Here is a 19,357-nt window from a genome sequence, read left to right on the forward strand (position 1 = left end):
CGGAACGAGGACGGCCATGACCGCTCAACCCATCGAGTTCTCCGCCATCGACGGCTATCCGCTGCGCGGCACGTTCTGGACGCCCGACGCCGAACCGCGCGCGCTGGTGCTGATCCATCCGGCGACGGCGGTGCCGGAGCGGCTGTACGCGGGTTTCGCACGTTTCCTGACCGGGCGCGGCTTCGCGGCGCTGACCTACAACTATCGCGGCATCGACGCGTCGCGGCCCGCGCGCCTGAGCGGGCTGCAGGCCAGCATGCGCGACTGGATGGAGCTCGACGTCGGCGCCGCGACCGCATGGGCGCGGCAGGCGTACGACGGGTTGCCGCTGCTGGCGGTCGGCCACAGCGTCGGCGGGCATGCGATCGGGCTGTCCGCCGGCACGGTGCACCTGCGCGCGGCCGTGCTCGTCGCGGCGCACGCGGGCACCACACGGCTGATCGCGAGCGCGGCCGAACGCGTGAAGGTGCGCCTGATCCTGCGCGTGCTCGGCCCGCTGATGTCCGCGCTGCTCGGCTACGTGCCCGGCAAGCGGCTCGGGCTCGGCGAGGACCTGCCGGCCGGCGTGTTCCGTGAATGGAGCCGCTGGACGACGCTGCCGCATTACTTCTTCGACGATCCGGCACTCGGCGCCGCCGAACGCTACGCGAAACAGCGGCTGCCGATCCTCGCGCTGGGCTTCGACGACGATCCGTGGGCGACGCCCGCCGCGATCGACCTGCTGGTAAGCTACCTGACCGGCGCGGCGGTCGAGCGCCGCCAGGTCGATCCGCACGCGGCGGGCAGCGGCCCGGTCGGGCACATGGGCTTCTTCCGCAGCCGGCCCGGCTCGGTGCTGTGGCCGGGCGTCGCCGACTGGCTCGCGCAGGCGCTCGACACGCCGCGCCACGCGGGCCGTCCGTCCCTTTCCATTGCTGTCGGGAACTCAGCTTGAGCGAACAACGACGACTGTTTTTCCTGTTGAACCTCGGCCAGCGGCGCGTGCAGCGCTGGATCGACCGCAAGGCGGAAACCGACTCGCGCGCGAGCGCCGCGCAAGCCGGCGTGCTGTTCTTTCTCGACAAGCAGGACGGCGCGCTGATCGGCGAAGTCGGCGCGGCGCTGCAGCTCGCACCATCCGCGATGACCGGCCTCGCCGACCGGATGGCGAAAGCCGGACTGATCGCGCGCCACGCCGATTCGGACGACGGCCGCGCGACGCGCCTGTTCCTGACCGACGCGGGCCGGGCGGCGCTCAAGCATGCGCGCGTACTGCTGCGCGAATTGAACGAGAAGCTGTGCGACGGGTTTTCCGACGACGAACTCGATGTCGTCGCACGCTGGCTGCACGCGTTGCAGGAGCGGTTTCCGGCGGAACGCTGAGCGACGCACGGCAACGCACGTCGCACGGAAACGATAGCGATTCATCTTTCCGTTTCGATTTCCGCTGCTCGCCGCGGCAAATTTTTCCCGCGATTTTGCGCGTGTTCGGCAACGCTTTCCGGCTACGCGCTGTTACAAAAAATTGCCTGCCGCGCCGCACCCGGATCAACTACATTGCAATCCACTTCTACGCATTCTTCGCCTGCCCGAACCGGCCTCCTGGCTGGGCGGCATCAACGACACATCCGTCACAAGCAATAAAAACGAATAGGAGTCTTGACCGAAGTGCTGGCGGTATCCAGCGCACGCGGATCGCGATGGCTGAAGCGGCATCCTGAACGACACGTCCCGGCGGCATGCATCCTGCGCGTCGCCATGCCACGGCACGACGACCCGCACGGCCTGTATCGGCGCGCATCGGGTCGCGCTGCCTCGTTCCACCGCACCATCGCGGCCGCACGCCAACGAGGAGCAGTTCATGCGACGCACTATCGTGTCCCACCCGCTTTTCACCTGCCTGCCCGCCGCGATGGCACTGGCCTGTGCCCCCGTGCACGCGGATCCCGTGCTCGTGTCCGGCCCCAGTCCATACGCCGCCTGCACCATCGGCGGGCCCGGCACCGTCTACGTGAATGCGGAGGTCGAACCGTGGCTCGCGGTCAATCCGGCCAACCCGCAAAACATGATCGGCGTGTGGCAGCAGGACCGCTGGTCGAACGGCGGCGCGCATGGCCATGTCGCGGGCTACACGTTCGACGGCGGCGCCACCTGGGCGCGGACGACGCAGCCGTTCAGCGCGTGCGCGCCGGGCGGGCTGTCGTACGAACGCGCGTCGGACCCGTGGGTATCGATCGGGCCGGACGGCACCGCGTACTCGGTCGCGATCACGTTCAACCAGTCGAACAACAGCAACGCGGTTGCGGCATCGATATCGACCGACGGCGGGCAGACGTGGAGCAGTCCCGCATTGCTGATCGCGAACAACGAACCGACGACGCAGTTCTTCAACGACAAGGAATCGGTGACGGCGAATCCGGTGAAGGCCGGCACCGCATACGCGGTATGGGACCGCCTCGAACTGCCGAACGGCAACCCGTACGCGAACCTGCACACGCAGGCATTCCGCGGGCCGACGCTGTTCTCGAAGACGACCGACGGCGGCAAGACGTGGAGCAAGGCGAAGGTCATCGTCCACGTGCCGTCGCGCCAGCAGACGATCGGCAACCAGATCGTCGTCGATCCGAAGAGCGGCACGCTCTACGATTTCTTCAACCTGATCCAGCCGCCGTTCAGCAAGGCCGCCGGCAAGGTCGCGTTCATCAAGTCGACCGACGACGGCGCGACGTGGACGAAGCCGCAGGTGATCGCAGGATTGCAGACGGTCGGCGTGACGGACCCGAACACCGGCGAACCCGTGCGCACCGGCGACATCATTCCCGAGCCCGCGATCGATCCCGCGTCGGGCCAGCTTTACGTCGCGTGGCAGGACAGCCGCTTCAACGGCGGCAAGTACGACGAGATCGCGCTATCGACGTCGAAGGACGGCGGCGCATCCTGGAGCGCGCCGCTGCAGGTCAACACGCCGACCGGCCGGCCGGCCTTCAATCCGTCGGTGCGTGTCGACAACGCAAGCGCCGTGATGGTCACCCACTACGATTTCCGCGACCTGCTGGCCGGGAACACGACGACGCTGCCGACGGGCTTCTGGCGCAAGATCTCGCTCGACGGCGGCACCACGTTCGTCGCCGAGCGGCGCGTTGGCGGCCCGTTCGACATGAAGCTCGCGCCGAACGCGGAAGGCTTCTTCATCGGCGACTATCAGGGCCTCGACGTCGGCCCGTCGTCGTCGTTCCATCCATTCTTCGTCCAGACCAGCGCGGGCAACCTGACGAACCGCACGGACGTGTTCTTCGCGCCGTGACGCGAACCTGACCGCAACGCCGCCACGCGACGTCGTCCGTCGCGCGGCGGCCCGCCCTGAACAGCGTGTGTCGCGCGCCAAATCGCGCGGCTCAAGCGTCAGGCGGCCTGCTTCATCGCAGTGGCCGCGGATTCCGCCTTGAGCGCCGCAACCTTGCCGATCGTATCGACGCATGCGTGCGCGAGCTCCGCACCTTTCACGAGGAAGTGTTCGTGGAAGAACTTGACGTGCTCGTCCGATCCATGGAAATGATGCGGCGTCAGCACCGCCGACAACACCACCACCTCGGTTTCGAGCTGTACCTGCATGAGGCCCGAAATCACCGTTTGCGCGACGAAGTCATGGCGATAGATGCCGCCATCGACAACCAGCCCGGCACAGGCGATGGCCGCGTATTTGCCGGTTTTCGCGAGCAATTTGGCATGCAGCGGAATCTCGAAGGCGCCGGCCACTTCGAAGAAATCGCAATCCGATTCGCTCATGTTCGCGTTGCCCAGTGCATCGACAAACGCGATTCGGCACTGGTCGACGATCTCCTTGTGCCAGCACGACTGCACAAAAGCGATACGGGGAGCGACAGTTGGGGAAACGTGGGAAATCTGGGTCATCGGCTGATCCTGTGTGAGTTGAATGGGCGCACAGGGACAAGCCGCGTACCTTGCGTACGCAACGAACCCCGCTCTCTCTCATCCGGACTTTAACCGTCGGCCCCGGAATCACACCGGGTCTGCTGACCTTGCCGTGACAACCATCCCCGGCAAGCGCTCGCGGGCTACGCGCAATCGCGCGATTACCGCCGGTGGGGAATTTCACCCCGCCCTGAGAACGTTCGCGGCAAATTGGCCGCGACGGAAATCTATCACAGTCTCGTCGCGCAGGTTGCCCGAAGCCGGCTGAACCGTTTCATGCGGTCGACGCGCCCGACGAATGCCGGCCGACGCGTCCCGTCGCCGGTTTCCGCTCCCGCCTCCCATTTCACCGATCCGACAGAAACCCGACGAAACCCCGCCAGCCGGCTTGGAATTTGAAATGATATAACATATCATTTCGCGTGCTCGTCCGCCCGACGCCGTTCCACCGTGGGTGGCCGAGCCTCGCCGAGCCATGTTCCAACGGGTCAAACGCGTCGTTGACGCAACAATATATCGTATCCAGCCGTGACCCGCATCGCTCGTTATCCGATCCGATTCCAACCGATTCACCGACCATGCGCGACCTCCCTCGTCTACCGCTTCGCCCGCTTTCGCCCCTTTCGCTGATGCTGTTCGCCGCCGTCGCGCACGCGCAGTCCGATGCGCCCGCCGCGTCGGGCACGCCTGCGGCCACCCCGCTCGCACCGATCTTCGTGACCGCGAACCCGCTCGGCGATACCGAACTGATCGCACCGACCGTCCAGCTTTCCGGCGACGCGCTGACGCGCCGCCAGGCCGATTCGCTCGGCGCAACGCTCAACGGCCTGCCCGGCGTGTCGACCACCACCTACGGGCCGATGGTCGGCCGTCCGATCATCCGCGGGATGGACGGCGACCGGATCCGGCTGCTGCAGAACGGCGTCGCGTCCTACGACGCGTCGTCGCTGTCGTACGACCATGCGGTGCCGCAGGATCCGCTGTCGATCGAACGCGTCGAAATCGTGCGCGGCCCGGCCGCGCTGCTGTACGGCGGCAACGCGGTGGGCGGCGTCGTCAACACGATCGACAACCGGATTCCGCGCGAAGCGATCGAAGGCGTGACGGGTGCGCTCGACGCGCGCTACGGCGGCGCGAATTCCGTGCGCGCGGGCGCCGCGCAGGTCGAAGGCGGCAACGGCCGCTTCGCGTTCCACGTCGACGCGTTCGACCGCGAAACGAGCAAGCTGCGCATTCCCGGCTACGCGCGCAGCAGCGCGCAACGCGCGATCGACGGCCCCGACACGCCGCAGCCGGAAGGCAGCGTGCCGAACAGCGACGGCCGCGTGCACGGCGGCGCGGTCGGCGCGTCGTACACGTGGGCGGACGGCTTCGCGGGCCTGTCGTACAGCGGCTACGAATCGAACTACGGCTCCGTCGCGGAGAGCGACGTGCGGCTGCGGATGCGCCAGGAACGCCTTGCGCTCGCGTCCGAGGTGCGCAACCTGAGCGGGCCGTTCACGAAGCTGAAATTCGACTTCGCGTACACCGACTACCGCCACAAGGAAGTCGACAACGGCGAGACGGCAACCACGTTCCGCAACCGCGGCTACGAGGCGCGCATCGAGGCGCGGCATCGCAAGATCGGCCCGTTCGAAGGCGCGATCGGCGTGCAGTTCGGCCAGAACACGTTCTCCGCGCTCGGCGACGAATTGCTCGTGCCGTCGACGCGCACGAACAGCGTCGCGCTGTTCGGCCTCGAGGAATGGCAGGTCGTGCCCGCGCTGAAGCTGAGCGTCGGCGGCCGCTTCGAGCATGTGAAGGTCGACCCGGATCCGGCCGGCGTCGAGAAATTCGCGGGCGCGCAGCCGCGCGACTTCAACGCGGGCAGCCTGTCGGCCGGCGCGCTGTTCTCGCTGACGCCGGTGTGGTCGGTCGCGGCGAACGTCGCGTACACCGAACGCGCGCCGACCTTCTACGAGCTGTATTCGAACGGCCCGCACGATGCGACCGGCCAGTTCCTGATCGGCAACCCGAACGCGTCGAAGGAAAAGGCCGTGTCGACCGACCTGTCGCTGCGCTATGCGAGCGGCCCGAACCGCGGCAGCGTCGGCGTGTTCTACAACCGCTTCTCGAACTACCTGACCGAGTACAACACCGGCCGCGTCGTGAACGGCGACGACGAGCCCGTCGCGCCCGGCACCGACGGCGCGCTGAACGAGGCGATCTATCGCGGCGTGCGCGCCGAGTTCTACGGCATCGAGCTGGACGGCAAATGGCGCGCGTTCTCGCGGCGCGGCCATACGGTCGACCTGGAACTGACGGCCGACTACACGCACGCGCGCAACGTCGACACGGGCCAGCCGCTGCCGCGCATCGCGCCGCTGCGCGCGACGCTCGCGGCCGACTACGGCTATGGCCCGTTCGGCGCACGCGCGCAGGTCACGCACGCGTGGTCGCAGCATCGCGTGCCCGACAACGACGTCTCGACGGACGGCTACACGTCGCTCGGCGTGATGCTGACCTACAAGTTCCGCGTCGGCGCGACGCACTGGCTCGCGTACCTGCGCGGCGACAACCTGACGAACCAGGAAATCCGCTATTCGACTTCCGTCGTGCGCGGTTTCGCGCCCGAAGGCGGCCGCAGCGTGATGGCCGGGTTGCGCACCACGTTCTGACCCTCACACGGCTCGCGGCGCCCGCCGCGGGCCTGTCCGGCGCGACGACATCCGGCGCCGATTCCTCTTTATCCCCCATTGCCGCCAACCGCGCGGCGCACGCCGACAACGTATATCGGCCCCTCCCGGAATTCGCTCGAAAGAAAATTCCGTTATTCATCCATAAATCGAAACACATTCATCAGACAATTATTAGCAAAAAGACGATTTATGTTTCACCAATAAAAACAGTTTCAAATTCCGCGTATAAACACTTGAATCACGGGCGATACGCGGGTTTTTGATCAGGATCAAGGAAGCCCGCCCAACAAGGCTTTCATCACTAAAAAAAACCAATATCAGGGTTTTCGAAGGGTAAAGAATCATTCCGCATACCCGTTAATGTCGGCACGAGCCCGTATCTGGTCGAACAATAAATTCCATTTGCCAACCACACGCACAGGGGCACAACGTGAAAATCGCCAGAATGAGCATCAAAACAAAACTCCTTGGCGGCTTCGGCCTGCTCGCCGCAGTCGTCGTGATCGTGTCGGGCGTGGCCCTCAAGGCGCTGTCCGATACGAACGCCGAGTTTTCCCGCTACATGAACGGCATCAACGCGCGGGCGAACCTGTCCGCGCAAATCCGCACCGCGGTCGACCGGCGCGCGATCGCCGCGCGCAATCTCGTGCTCGTGACCAAACCCTCCGACATCGAGCTCGAACTGGCCGAAGTGAACCAGGCGCACAAGGACGTGCAGGAACATCTCGCGAAGCTCAAGGAGATGATGGCGAACGCGACCGACACATCCGATCGCGCACGCGAACTGGTGGCCGACATTGTGCGCATCGAAACCCGCTACGGGCCGGTCGCGCTGCGCATCGTCGGGCTCGCGCAAGCCGGCAAGAAAGACGAGGCGACCGCCGACATCGACGAAAATTGCCGCCCGCTGCTCGCGCAGCTGGTGCGCGCGACCGACGCGTACGCGAGCGATACGCATGAACGCGGAGTCGCGATCGCGCAGCAATTCGCGGACCGCTACGCGATGGAGCGCAACGTGCTGGCCGGCATCAGCCTGATCGCCGTCGCGATCGCGGCCTGCGGCGGCCTGTGGCTCACGCGCAAGATCACGGCGCCGATCGGCTCGGCCGTGGACGTCGCGCGCACGGTGGCGAACGGCGATCTCGGCAGCCGCATCCAGGTGACCGGCAACGACGAAACGCGCGACCTGCTCGACGCGCTGCGGACGATGAACGAGCGGCTGATCGGCATCGTCGGCCGCGTGCGCGATTCGTCGAACAGCATCGCGCACGCGGTGGGCGAGATCGCGTCGGGCAACCTCGACCTGAGCCAGCGCACCGAGGAACAGGCCGCGTCGCTGCAGGAAACCGCCGCGACGATGGAGGAATTCACGTCGACGGTGCGGCTGAACGCGGAAAACGCGCAACAGGCCAGCACGCTCGCCGCGAATGCGTCGGATGTCGCGCAGCGCGGCAGCTCGGTGGTCGGCCGCGTGGTCGACACGATGACGGAGATCGGCCAAAGCTCATCGAAGATCGCCGACATCACGGGCATCATCGAAGGCATCGCGTTCCAGACCAACATCCTCGCGCTGAACGCGGCCGTCGAAGCCGCACGCGCGGGCGAACAGGGCCGCGGCTTCGCGGTCGTCGCGAGCGAGGTGCGCAGTCTCGCGCAGCGTTCGTCGACGGCGGCGAAGGAAATCAAGGAGCTGATCTCCGCGTCGGTGCAGACGATCCAGGACGGCTCGGCCCTCGCGGGCGAAGCCGGCAAGACGATGTCCGACGTCACGCAGGCCGTGGCGCGCGTGACGGACATCATGGGCGAGATCGCGGCCGCGTCGGCCGAGCAGAGCCGCGGTATCGACCAGGTGAACCTGACGATCACGCAGATGGACGAGACGACCCAGCAGAACGCGGCGCTCGTCGAGCAGGCCGCCGCCGCATCGAAGTCGCTCGAAGCGCAGGGCCGCGAGCTGTCCGAAACGGTCGCCGTGTTCCGGATGCCGTCCGGCACGCACGCGACGTCGCCGGGCGCGCACGCGCACGAGGCCGACACGCGTGACTGGCAGCCGGCCGCCGCGTAACGGATGCGGCAAGGAGACGACGATGCGCACGCTGTTCCGGTTGTCCGCCTGCATCGCGTTTGCGCTTGCGCGTACCGCGCGATGCGCGGCCGCGCGCGGCATGCGGTGTGGCTGCGCATCGTCGTCATCCTGCGAGCCTGGTGCGTGCGCACGACATCGTGCGACGCCGATCCGTGTCGCTCATTCGCGGCACGCATGCATGTAGGCCGCGCATCGGCGTAGACGCATCGAAAGCCTTCGCCGTCGATCGACGCGGCATCTCTTGCGCGTGTGCGCGTGCGGAAGTGCGCATGCGGCACTCATGCACGCGCACCGGCACGAACGATCGCGCCGGATTATCCCCATCCGCTGCCGTGCAGTGCACACGCTGCGTTTGCAGCCCCGCGCAAGCTTCGATCCCGCCTTTGCATCGCGCGTTGCCACACCGATGTCATGGATATCGCGCTGCATTCGCGCTCGCACCGCTCGCCGATGCAGACTTTTAAAACGAACGAATGACGAGTATGCTTAAAAAAGCACTCCCCGTTCGGACGGCGAATCGCGTGCCCTGACTCTCGTCCGATCGCATTGCGGCCCCATCGCAGCACGTCGATGGCGGCGTCCGCTTCGCGCCGCCGGCCGCACGAACCTTTCCCCCAACAATCGTCAGGAGAGCTGGTGAGCCGACTCGTCGTCGTATCCAATCGCATCGCAGACCCCCGTAAAGCCGCGGCCGGCGGCCTCGCCGTCGCCGTGAAGGACAGCCTGCAGGAAACCGGCGGCGTATGGTTTGGCTGGAGCGGCAGGCTACGCGGCGGCGACGATCAGCCCTCGCATGGCGACGAGGTGCAGATCCAGAACGTCGGCGGCATCCAGCTCGCGACGATCGATCTCGATCCGCAGGATTACGACGCGTACTACCTCGGCTATTCGAACAACGTGCTGTGGCCGGTATTTCACTACCGGCTCGATCTCGCGCAGTTCGACCGGCGCTTCGCCGACGGCTACCGGCGCGTGAACCAGTTGTTCGCGCGCAAGCTGCGCACGCTGCTGCGGCCCGACGACATCATCTGGGTACACGACTACCAGCTGATTCCGCTCGCCGCCGAGCTGCGCGCGATGGGCTGCACGAATCCGATCGGCTTCTTCCTGCACATCCCGATGCCGCCGCCGCCGATCATGGCCGCGATCCCGGAACACGAATGGTTGATGCGCTCGCTGTTCGCGTACGACCTCGTCGGCTTCCAGACCGAATCGGATCTGCTCCACTTCGAGCATTACGTCGAAGCGGAAGCCGGCGCCGCGCGGCTGCCGGACGGCCGCCTGCGCGCGTTCGGCCGCACGCTGTCGGCCGGTGCGTTTCCGATCGGCATCAACGTCGACGAATTCGAGTCGCTCGCCCGCGATCGCGACGGCATCGCCATGTTCGACCGGATGCGCGACGAATATTCGCGCCGCCAGTTGCTCGTCGGCGTCGACCGGCTCGACTACACGAAAGGGCTGCCGCAGCGCGTGCATGCGTTCCGTCAGTTGCTCGAACAGTATCCGGAGAACCGCAACCGCGCGACGCTGATCCAGATCGCCGCGCCGAGCCGCGAGGATCTCGGCGCGTACGACGACCTGCGGCGCGAGATGGACAGCCTGTGCGGTGCGATCAACGGCGACTACGGCGAACTCGAATGGATGCCGATGCGCTACATTCACCGCACTGTCGCGCGCAAGCGCTTGCCGGGCCTCTATCGCGCGAGCCGCGTCGCGCTCGTCACGCCGCTGCGCGACGGGATGAACCTCGTCGCGAAGGAATTCCTCGCCGCGCAGGACGCGGCCGACCCGGGCGTGCTCGTGCTGTCGCGTTTCGCGGGCGCGGCCGAGCAATTGAAATCGGCGTTGCTCGTCAATCCGTACGACACGCAAGGCACCGCGCAGGCCATCCAGCGCGCGCTCGCGATGCCGCTCGACGAACGCCGCCAACGTCACTCCGCGCTGATGGCGATCGTGCGCAAGACCGACGTGCACTGGTGGCGCACGCGTTTTCTCGAAGCGCTCGCGGAAGCGGCCGAAGTCGCCGCGGCCACCGAGCACTGACCGCACTCACCCACCCGTCGCCGCGTATTCGAGCGCCGCGCCGTTCGCATCGCACAGGTCGACCGAGATCGGGATGCCCGCGCGCATGCTCTCGGTCACCACGCAATACGCATCGAACCGGTCGAGCACGCGCGTCGCCGACGCGAGATCGGCCCACGCTTTTCCGATCGACAGCCGCACCGCCATCGCGCCCACGCGCACCCTGCCCGATTCGTTCTGCACCATGTCGACATCAATATGCGCGGCAATCGGCTGCGGATCGACGTGCTGCTTTTTCAGCGCGAACAGCAGGCTCGCCGCAAGACAACTGGCGACCGCCGCGGCAAGCAGCCGGACCGGATTCGGCCCGCGCCCGTCGCCGAGCGGCGGCGGCTCGTCGATGAGCACCGGCGACAACGTCGTACCGGCAAACGAGACTTCGAAGCAAAAACGCGCCTGCTGCGCGACCTTGACCGATACGTGCGGCTCGCTCATGGCGACTCCGTGTCTGGAAAGGGGGAAAGGAATGCCGGCGCATCGCCGTATCGGCACGCGCCGTTCGCAGGCTTGCGGCACATTCAGCGTTCGGGCTCGCGACGCGACCCGTACGCGATGAAATCGCGCTCGACCGCCGACGCCTGCTCCGGCGCGAGCGCGTCGCCGCGCGGACCGGCATCGCCATCGGGTGCCGCTGCCTCGGACGACGGTTCGATACGCCCTTCGATCAGCGCCTGCAGCGCGCCGCGTTCGAGCACTTCGCATTGCAGCAGCCGTCGCGCGATGCGTTCGAGCGCATCGCGGCGTTCGCCGAGCGTCGCCGCGACCCGCGCATGCGCGTCGGCCAACAACGTGTGCACTTCGTCGTCGATCATCCGCGCCGTGTGCTCGCTGCAGCGTCCGGCGCCCGTATGCCATGCGCCGGGCATGCCCTGGCGCGCATCGCCGTCGTCGAAGGTCACGAGGCCGATCTTCTCGCTCATCCCGTACTGCATGACCATGTGGCGCGCCATCGCGGTCGCACGTTCGAGATCGTTCTGCGCGCCCGTCGACACGTCGCCGAACACAAGCTCTTCGGCGCCTCGCCCGCCGAGCAGCGCGTCGATCCGGTCGAGCAGCTCGCTCCTGCGCAGCACGTAGCGATCCTCGGTCGGCACTTGCTGCGTATAGCCGAGCGCGGCCACGCCGCGCGGGATGATCGACACCTTCTTCACCGGATCGCAATGCACGCGGCTTTCCGCGACGAGCGCGTGGCCGGCCTCGTGATATGCGATGGTCAGCTTCTCCTGTGCGTTCATCACGCGGCTCTTGCGCTCGAGGCCCGTCAACGCGCGGTCGATCGCCTCGTCGAAGTCGGCCATGCCGATCGCCGGCTTGCCGAGTTCGGCTGCATGCAGCGCGGCCTCGTTGACGACGTTCGCGAGATCGGCGCCGACGAAGCCCGGCGTGCGCGACGCGAGTTCGCCGAGGTCGACCTCCGCCGCGAGCTTCACGCGCTTCACGTGTACGCCGAGGATCTGCCGGCGGCCGTTCACGTCGGGCCGGTCGATCGCGATGTGGCGATCGAAGCGGCCCGGCCGCAGCAGCGCGGGATCGAGGATCTCCGGCCGGTTCGTCGCGGCCATGATGATCACGCCGGAGCCGGCCTGGAAGCCGTCCATCTCGACGAGCAACTGGTTGAGCGTCTGCTCGCGCTCGTCGTTGCCCGACATCGGGCCGACACCGCGCACCTTGCCGAGCGCATCGAGCTCGTCGACGAACACGATGCACGGCGCCTTCTGCTGCGCCTGCTCGAACAGGTCGCGCACGCGCGCGGCGCCCACGCCGACGAACATCTCGACGAATGCCGAGCCGCTGATCGAGAAGAACGGCACGGCCGCCTCGCCGGCCACCGCGCGCGCGAGCAGCGTCTTGCCCGTGCCCGGCGCGCCGACGACGAGCACGCCCTTCGGGATCTTGCCGCCGAGCCGCTGGTAGCGGTCGGGGTTGCGCAGGAACGCGACGAGCTGCTGCAACTCGGCCTTCGCCTCGTCGATGCCGGCGATGTCGTCGAACGTGATGCCGGTTTCCTGCTGCACGTACACGCGCGCGCGACTCTTGCCCATCCCGGTGAAGTCCTGCAGCCCGCCGCGCTTTCGCACCATCATGTTCCACACGAACACGAACAGCACGAGCGGCAGCAGCCACGACGCGAGCGATGCGATCCAGCTCGTGTCGGGCGTGCCGTGATAACGAATGCCGGCGGCGGTCAGCGTGTCGGTCAGGTGATCGTCGGTCACGCGGTTGGTCGTGAAACGCCACGGCGCACCGGCCTGCTGCGCGGCCGCGGCTTCGGATGCCGGCAGCATCGTGCCGGCCTGCGGCATCTTCAGCGTGCCCGAGATCGACGTGGGGCCGATCTCGAGATCGTCGACGAGCCGTGCGTCGACGAGCCGGTGGAAATCGCTGTAGGCGATCGACGCCGACGCCGGGTGCAGCATCAGCAACTGCGCGGCGAACAGCACGAAGAAGCCCGCCGCGATCAGCAATCCCGGGTAGTCGAATTTCTTGTCCATGGCATCGGCCCGGCCGCACGCGCGGTGCGGCGCGCGCTCACGCGGGCAACCGCGCGCGACCGGCGCGCGGCATCGGCGGCCATGCGGAAACGGCATGCATCCGCGTCATCGTCGCCTCGCTGTGTCGCCTCGTTTCGTCGCATCGATGACGCCGCGGCGGCGCCGTCGGCCGGCGTCGTCGGGCGATCCTCGCCCGGGCGGCACGCCGCGACGTGCCGCCCCTGAATTCAGTCTAGTCCCCGCGCGGGCGTCGCGCATCGCCTGCCACGCGAGTCGAATCGTCCGACAAACACCTTTCGTCGGCGGCCCCCGCCGCGTTATAGTCGCGTTCGTGACATTTTTATGACAAATGAACCGCACGCGCTTGTTGCGCACCGCAGGCCGTTGCTTTCCGTCCCGCATCGCGGCAGCCTGAGCGACGCCGCCGCGCATCGAACGACATCGCCAACCCGCTCATTCGAGGAGCCCACGACGTGACCGACACCCCCGATCGCCCCGACGACCTTCCTGCCGATCCCGACCGCCGCCGTGTACTCGGCGGCCTCGCCGCACTCGGTGCCGGTGTCGCGCTCAGCGGCTGTGAAACCACGGCGGGCAGCGCGCCGCGCTCCGCCGCCGACCTGCGCATCGACGAAGCATTGCGCCAGCGCGTGCGCCACATCGTCGTGATCTATGCGGAAAACCGCAGCTTCGCGAACCTGTACGGCGATTTCCCGGGCGTGCGCCATCCGCTGAGCGAGGTGCGGCCCGAACACGCGCAGCAGCTCGACCGCGACGGCAAGACGCCGCTGCCCGTGCTGCCGAAGATCTGGGGCGGGCTTGTGCCGCAGGCGCAGGAAGTGGACGGCAAGCGCTACGCGATCGCCGAGCGCGACATCGACAAGCTGCCGAACGCGCCGTTCCGGATCGCCGACGCACAGGGCAAGCCGCTGCCGAACGGCGTGATCACGCGCGACCTGTGGCACCGCTTCTACCAGAACCAGATGCAGATCGCGGCCGGCCGCAACGACCAGTTCGCCGCGTGGGCCGATTCGGGCGGCCTCGTGATGGGCCACTACCGCAATTCGGCCGACACGCTGCGGCTGTGGAATGTCGCGCGGCAATACACGCTGTGCGACAACTTCTTCATGGCGGCTTTCGGCGGTTCGTGGCTGAACCACATGTTCCTGATTTCCGCGCAGGCGCCGCGGTATCCGGACGCGCACAAGCATCCGCACGCGGCGAAGCTGCTGTCGAAGGTCGAAGGCGACGATCCGGCCGGCACGCGCCTCGCGCTCGCCGCCGATTCGCCGGCATCCGCGCTCGACGGCCCGCCGAAATTCGCGGGCGACGGCCCGCTGACGCCCGACGGCTACGGCGTGAACACGATGGCGCCGCCGTACCAGCCGAGCTACGTGCCGCCGCCCGATCCGGGCAATGCCGCGTATGCGGATCCGGACGACCATCGCGTGCTGCCGCCGCAGGGCTACGCGACGATCGGCGATCGCCTGTCGGAGAAGAACATCGACTGGGCGTGGTACAGCGGCGCGTGGCAGTACGCGCTCGCGCATCGCGACACGGGCACCGTGCCCGATTTCCAGTACCACCACCAGCCGTTCAACTACTTCCGCAACTACGCGCCGGGCACCGAGGCGCGCCAGCGGCACCTGCGCGACGCGGGGCTCGGCGACGAGCCGTCGACGAACCGCTTCATCGCCGACATCGACGCGGGCCGCCTGCCGGCCGTCACGTTCTACAAGCCGCAGGGCAACCTGAACATGCACGCGGGCTACGCGGACATCGAATCGGGCGACCGCCACATCGCGACCGTGATCGACCATATCCGGCGCGGGCCGCAATGGGACAACACCGTGATCGTGATGACGCACGACGAGAACGGCGGCTGGTGGGATCACGTCGCGCCGCCGGTCGGCGACCGCTGGGGGCCGGGCTCGCGGATTCCGGCGCTCGTGATCTCGCCGTTCGCGAAGAAGGGTTTCGTCGATCACACGCTGTACGACACGAACTCGATCCTGCGCTTCATCAGCCGCGTGCACGGGCTCGCGCCGCTCGACGGCGTGGCCGCGCGCAACAACGCGTTCACGGCGCGCGGCGAGACGCCGCCGGGCGATCTCACGAACGCGCTCGATCTCGGCTGACGGACGGTTGGTCGCTTAGATGTTTCACCGTTTCACCGCTTCACCGCTTGAAACGACGACGCCCCGGGCAAAACGATCGATTGCCCGGGGCGTCGTTCATTTGCGGCTACGCTACGCGGCGCTGCGCAATGCGTCGCGTACCGCGTGCGCCGCGTGACGGCCGGCCTGCCGGCCGAAGAACGTCGCGTCGGCCAGCGACAGCCCCGAACTGTAGCCGGCGCCCCAGCGCGGCAGCCCGCACGTCGTACGGCCGGCCGCATAGAGGCCCGGCACCGGCGCGCGCGCCGCATCGAGCACCTGGCCGGTCGGCAGCGTGTCGAGTCCGCCGAGCGTGAAATGCGGATAAAACGCGTAGTCGATCCGGCAATCGAGCGCGACGAACGGCGGCTCGATCAGCGGCTGCAGCCACTTCTTCGCCTTGTGGAACAGCGGATCGGCGCCTTCGGCCGCATGGCGGTTGTACACGTCGACGGTCGCCGTCAGCGTGCCGGCCGGCATCTGCAGGTCGCGCTCGACTTCCTCCCACGTTTCGCCGGCCGCCGCGATGCCGATCCGCGCGATCGCGGGCGGCTCCTGGTACGTCGCATGGTCGACGAGCAGGTAGATCCGGTCGTCGGCCTGGTGGAACGCATGATGGCCCGTGCGGCCGTGATAACCGTCCTCGTTGATGAAGCGCTGCCCGCGCGCGTTCACGAAAATGCCCCTGATCAGCGATTCGGGTGCGTAGAACGGCAGGCTGACGAAGCCCTGGTCCATGTGGATCGCCGCGCCGCCCGCGCTCTGGCCGAGCAGGATGCCCGAGCCGTCGTCGCCGGGGCTGCCGATCGGTTCGTCCGAGCGCAGGAACTGCGGCGCATGCCGGCGCACCATGTCGCGGTTCATCGCGAAGCCGCCCGCACACAGGATCACCGCGCCACGCGCACGCACGCACACCGTCTCGCCATACGCACGCAGCACGACGCCGCGCACCGTGCCGCCATCGTCGACGATCAGCGCGAGCGCGCGCGTGTCGTAGCGCGTCGCGACGCCGAGCGCCGCCACACGTTCGGCCAGCACGCGCATCAGCATCTGCCCGCCGCCCCAGCCCGGCCATTGCGGCGTGTGGCCGCGCGGGCATGGCTTCGCGGCCTCGCTGAACGGCCAGGCTTCCTCGCTGCCCGACCAGATCAGACAGTCGTCGGTTTCCGGTTCGACGATCCGCTCGGCGATGAACGTGTTCTTGTACGTGAGCCCCTGCGCGACGAGCCAGTCGTGGTGTGCAAGGCTCTCGTTCGCGTAGACGCGCACCTTTGCCTCGTCGGCGTCGCGGCCGCCCGCGAGCATCAGGTAGCGGTACAGGTCCTCGGTGTCGTCGGTAAAGCCGGCCTGCCGCTGGGCAGGCGTGCCGCCGCTGCCGCCGAGGTAGATCTCGCCGCCCGACAGTGCGCTCGTGCCGCCGTAGCTCGATGCGCGCTCGACGATCAGCGTATCGGCGCCGATGCTCGCGGCTTCGATCGCCGCGCACGCGCCGGCCGCGCCGAAGCCGACGATCACGACATCGTGTTCGGCGTCCCAGCGATGCACGTCGCGGACGTTCAGGGGGCGGGTCAGGGAATAGTCTGATGACATGGGGATGGGTCAGCGTGAAGGAAATCTGCGGGAAGCGAGGGGCGTGGCGCTGGCCTGCCGGGTTGGTCGCCTGACGCGGGGGGGCGATGCGGTGTCACTGCGCCGAGTTTTCGCGTTCTCGCGTCGTCACGGTGCCGCGGTGTCGCGGTGTCGCGGTGTCGCGGTGTCGCGGTGTCGCGGTGTCGCGGTGTCACCGTGTCACCGTGCACGGTGTCGCGTTGCCGTGACGAGCACGCGGCGGTGTTGATGCAAGCCGTGCGCCGTGTCGGGCGCGGCGAAAGTCGAACGGCGTGAAGCGGGACCGGCCGCGCAGCCTGGCCGATATGCAACGATTACTTGGCGCCCCCCGGCGCAAGCTGCCCGTGCACCGTCGCGCCGGCGTCACATGCCGCGCAACGCGGCGAAACCGAAGTGCGACGGGTCGATCGGCACGCAACCGGTCGGCAGGCCGTTCGGGTCGACCGAGCGGCATTGCAGGATGCCGGCCGCATACGGCGGCGACGGGACCTGGTCGGCTCCGTATCGCGCCATTGCCATGGCAGCGAACGTACCCATCGCCAATACGCACAGTTTGCGAGTCGTCAGTCTCATGATCGTCGTCCCCTCCGGTTGGCCGCTTGTGCGGTTCGTGTCCGGCGCGCATCGCATGCCGCACCGGATGACTGCACGGTAGCCAGCGCCCGGCCGCCGGCCATCGTCCATTCCGACTAGGGGCAAACGCTGAGCGGCGCGCAGGTGGCGTGCGGCATCGCAACATCGCGAGCCGCCGATTCACACGCATGGCGCAAACGCGGCACGTCGCGCGCCTTTCGCAACAGGCCGCCCCAATCGTCGGACGCATGCCGCGCATCGGTTGTTGCGCCGCGCCATCGATGCGCGATCGAACGGCGCGCGGCGGCCCGCCCCGGTGTTTTCCCCGACCCTCGCCCTGCTCCGTATGGATGATGAGTCCCGATCGGTCCGATGCGAACCTGCGCATCGACGTCGCAATGCCGCCGCGTCCGCACTCGCGACGCGGCCGACTCTTTCCGTTCTTCCACGGGAGTACTGCATGACCGATTCGAATCCCCGCCACGCGCTGTACGAACTCGCGTGCCGCTACGCGCAAGCCGTCGACCGGCGCGACTGGCCGCAGCTCACTTCCCTCTTCACCGCCGATGCGCAGCTCGCCGGCCCCGGCTTCCGCTTCGACGACCGCGACGCGATCGTCGCGGGCATGCGCGTGATCGAGCGCTACGAGACGACCCAGCATCACGTCCACAACCAGCTCGTCACGCTCGACGGCGGCGAGGCCGACGTCGAGACCTACGGCGTCGCATGCCACGTCTACGTGCGCGACGGCGTGAAGCGCAAGCTCGACTGGGGGCTCCGTTATCGCGACCGCTGCGTGTTCGACGGCGGCACGTGGCGCTTCGCCGCGCGCACGCTGCACGTCGACTGGTCGCAAGACCTGCCGCTGGAGGGCTGAGCGATGCGCACCCCCCTTCCCCTCGAAGGCCGCACCGCACTCGTGACGGGCGGTGCCGGCGGCATCGGCGCGGCCTGCGCGCACGCGCTCGTCGCCGACGGCGCAGCCGTCGTGTTGATGGGCCGCCGCCGCGACGCGCTCGAACGCACGCAGCGGCAACTGACCGACGCGGCGCCTGGCAGCCGCGTCGCGATCCACGCGGGCGACGCATGCGACGAAGCCGACCTGCAAGCGGCCCTCGACTGCGCGTGGGCGCTCGACAACCGCCTCGACATCGTCGTGCCGACGGTCGGCGGCGCCGGGTTCCGGCCGCTGCTGCTCCACGACGCCGACAGCTTCCGCGCGGAAATCGACCTGAACCTGCACAGCGCGTTCGCTGCGATCCGTCATGCGGCGCCGCGGCTGGCCGACAGCGGCGGCGGCGCGATCGTCTGCATTTCGTCGACCGCCGCGCGGATCAATTTCCGCTGGCTGTCCGCGTACTGCGCCGCGAAGGCCGCGCTCGAAGCGCTCGTGCGCGGCGCGGCCGAGGAACTGGCCGGCGCGAAGATCCGCGTGAACGCGGTGCGCCCGGGCCTCACGCGCTCCGAAGCGACCGCGCCGATGTTCGACAACCGCGCGCTCGTCGACAGCTTTCTCGAACAGATTCCGCTCGGCACGCTCGGCGAACCGGAAGCGATCGCGCATGCGGTGCGCTATCTCGCAGGCCCCGAGTCGGGCTGGGTCACCGGCCAGAGCTTCGCGGTCGACGGCGGCCACGAATTGCGCACGAACCCGCGCGTCGACGACACGATCGCGCAGATCTACGGCACGGCCGCGCTCGATGCGGTCAAGGCCGGACGCGCGCCGGGCGCCGCGTGAGCCCCCACCTTCTTTCAACCTCACAGGAATCG

Annotated in this window: 14 protein-coding genes and 1 riboswitch; of the genes, 9 read left to right on the forward strand and 5 right to left on the reverse strand. The window is 68.0% G+C overall.

Annotated elements, in window-relative coordinates; all coding sequences use genetic code 11:
- Window positions 1-16 precede the first annotated feature (16 nt).
- The 3 genes from R9B84_RS27150 to R9B84_RS27160 all read left to right on the forward strand — a co-directional run bounded on the left by R9B84_RS27150 (window position 17) and on the right by R9B84_RS27160 (window position 3,283).
- The gene (locus tag R9B84_RS27150) at window positions 17-934 is read left to right on the forward strand and encodes a serine aminopeptidase domain-containing protein (protein ID WP_423763080.1); all 918 of its coding nucleotides are present in this window, start codon (window positions 17-19) and stop codon (window positions 932-934) included.
- Window positions 931-1,362 (forward strand): MarR family winged helix-turn-helix transcriptional regulator, encoded by a 432-nt coding sequence (locus R9B84_RS27155; RefSeq protein WP_423763081.1) that lies wholly within the window; start codon window positions 931-933, stop codon window positions 1,360-1,362. The genes R9B84_RS27150 and R9B84_RS27155 overlap by 4 nt, the downstream gene beginning before the upstream one ends.
- A 478-nt stretch (window positions 1,363-1,840) precedes the next feature.
- Entirely contained in the window at window positions 1,841-3,283 is a 1,443-nt protein-coding gene (locus R9B84_RS27160; protein ID WP_423763082.1) for a sialidase family protein, read from the forward strand.
- 98 nt (window positions 3,284-3,381) lie between these two features.
- On the opposite strand, the gene R9B84_RS27165 is transcribed toward R9B84_RS27160, so the two are convergent.
- On the reverse strand, window positions 3,382-3,891 hold the full coding sequence (locus tag R9B84_RS27165) for a 6,7-dimethyl-8-ribityllumazine synthase (RefSeq protein WP_423763083.1): 510 nt from the start codon (window positions 3,889-3,891) through the stop codon (window positions 3,382-3,384).
- A 66-nt stretch (window positions 3,892-3,957) separates the two neighbouring features.
- A riboswitch (FMN riboswitch) is annotated at window positions 3,958-4,114 on the reverse strand.
- 376 nt (window positions 4,115-4,490) lie between these two features.
- Between R9B84_RS27165 and R9B84_RS27170 the strand changes: the two genes are divergently transcribed.
- The 3 genes from R9B84_RS27170 to otsA all read left to right on the forward strand — a co-directional run bounded on the left by R9B84_RS27170 (window position 4,491) and on the right by otsA (window position 10,719).
- On the forward strand, window positions 4,491-6,569 hold the full coding sequence (locus R9B84_RS27170; protein ID WP_423763084.1) for a TonB-dependent receptor: 2,079 nt from the start codon (window positions 4,491-4,493) through the stop codon (window positions 6,567-6,569).
- Window positions 6,570-7,035: 466 nt separating this feature from the next.
- Window positions 7,036-8,655 (forward strand): methyl-accepting chemotaxis protein, encoded by a 1,620-nt coding sequence (locus tag R9B84_RS27175; RefSeq protein ID WP_423763085.1) that lies wholly within the window; start codon window positions 7,036-7,038, stop codon window positions 8,653-8,655.
- Between the two features lie 657 nt (window positions 8,656-9,312).
- Window positions 9,313-10,719 (forward strand): alpha,alpha-trehalose-phosphate synthase (UDP-forming), encoded by a 1,407-nt coding sequence (gene otsA / locus R9B84_RS27180; RefSeq protein ID WP_423763086.1) that lies wholly within the window; start codon window positions 9,313-9,315, stop codon window positions 10,717-10,719.
- Window positions 10,720-10,725: 6 nt separating this feature from the next.
- Here the strand turns inward: otsA and R9B84_RS27185 are convergent, their stop codons facing one another.
- Window positions 10,726-11,193: an OsmC family protein gene (locus R9B84_RS27185; protein ID WP_423763087.1), complete on the reverse strand. Its 468-nt coding sequence runs from the start codon at window positions 11,191-11,193 to the stop codon at window positions 10,726-10,728.
- Between the two features lie 83 nt (window positions 11,194-11,276).
- Window positions 11,277-13,250, reverse strand: coding sequence for an ATP-dependent zinc metalloprotease FtsH (ftsH, locus tag R9B84_RS27190; protein ID WP_423763088.1), 1,974 nt, complete (start codon window positions 13,248-13,250; stop codon window positions 11,277-11,279).
- Between the two features lie 473 nt (window positions 13,251-13,723).
- Between ftsH and R9B84_RS27195 the strand changes: the two genes are divergently transcribed.
- On the forward strand, window positions 13,724-15,388 hold the full coding sequence (locus tag R9B84_RS27195) for an acid phosphatase (protein ID WP_423763089.1): 1,665 nt from the start codon (window positions 13,724-13,726) through the stop codon (window positions 15,386-15,388).
- A 111-nt stretch (window positions 15,389-15,499) separates the two neighbouring features.
- Here the strand turns inward: R9B84_RS27195 and R9B84_RS27200 are convergent, their stop codons facing one another.
- Both R9B84_RS27200 and R9B84_RS27205 read right to left on the reverse strand, forming a co-directional pair.
- A complete protein-coding gene (locus R9B84_RS27200) occupies window positions 15,500-16,996 on the reverse strand; it encodes an FAD-dependent oxidoreductase (RefSeq protein ID WP_423763090.1) in 1,497 nt (498 codons plus the stop codon).
- Between the two features lie 381 nt (window positions 16,997-17,377).
- Entirely contained in the window at window positions 17,378-17,587 is a 210-nt protein-coding gene (locus tag R9B84_RS27205) for a hypothetical protein (protein ID WP_047903855.1), read from the reverse strand.
- Window positions 17,588-18,047: 460 nt separating this feature from the next.
- Here R9B84_RS27205 and R9B84_RS27210 point away from each other — a divergent pair, with 460 nt between their 5' ends.
- On the forward strand, window positions 18,048-18,464 hold the full coding sequence (locus R9B84_RS27210) for a nuclear transport factor 2 family protein (protein WP_423763091.1): 417 nt from the start codon (window positions 18,048-18,050) through the stop codon (window positions 18,462-18,464).
- A gap of 3 nt (window positions 18,465-18,467) precedes the next feature.
- Window positions 18,468-19,325, forward strand: coding sequence for an SDR family NAD(P)-dependent oxidoreductase (locus R9B84_RS27215; protein ID WP_423763092.1), 858 nt, complete (start codon window positions 18,468-18,470; stop codon window positions 19,323-19,325).
- Window positions 19,326-19,357 lie beyond the last annotated feature (32 nt).

This window comes from Burkholderia sp. NLJ2 (genome assembly GCF_049487195.1).
GTDB lineage: Bacteria > Pseudomonadota > Gammaproteobacteria > Burkholderiales > Burkholderiaceae > Burkholderia > Burkholderia pyrrocinia.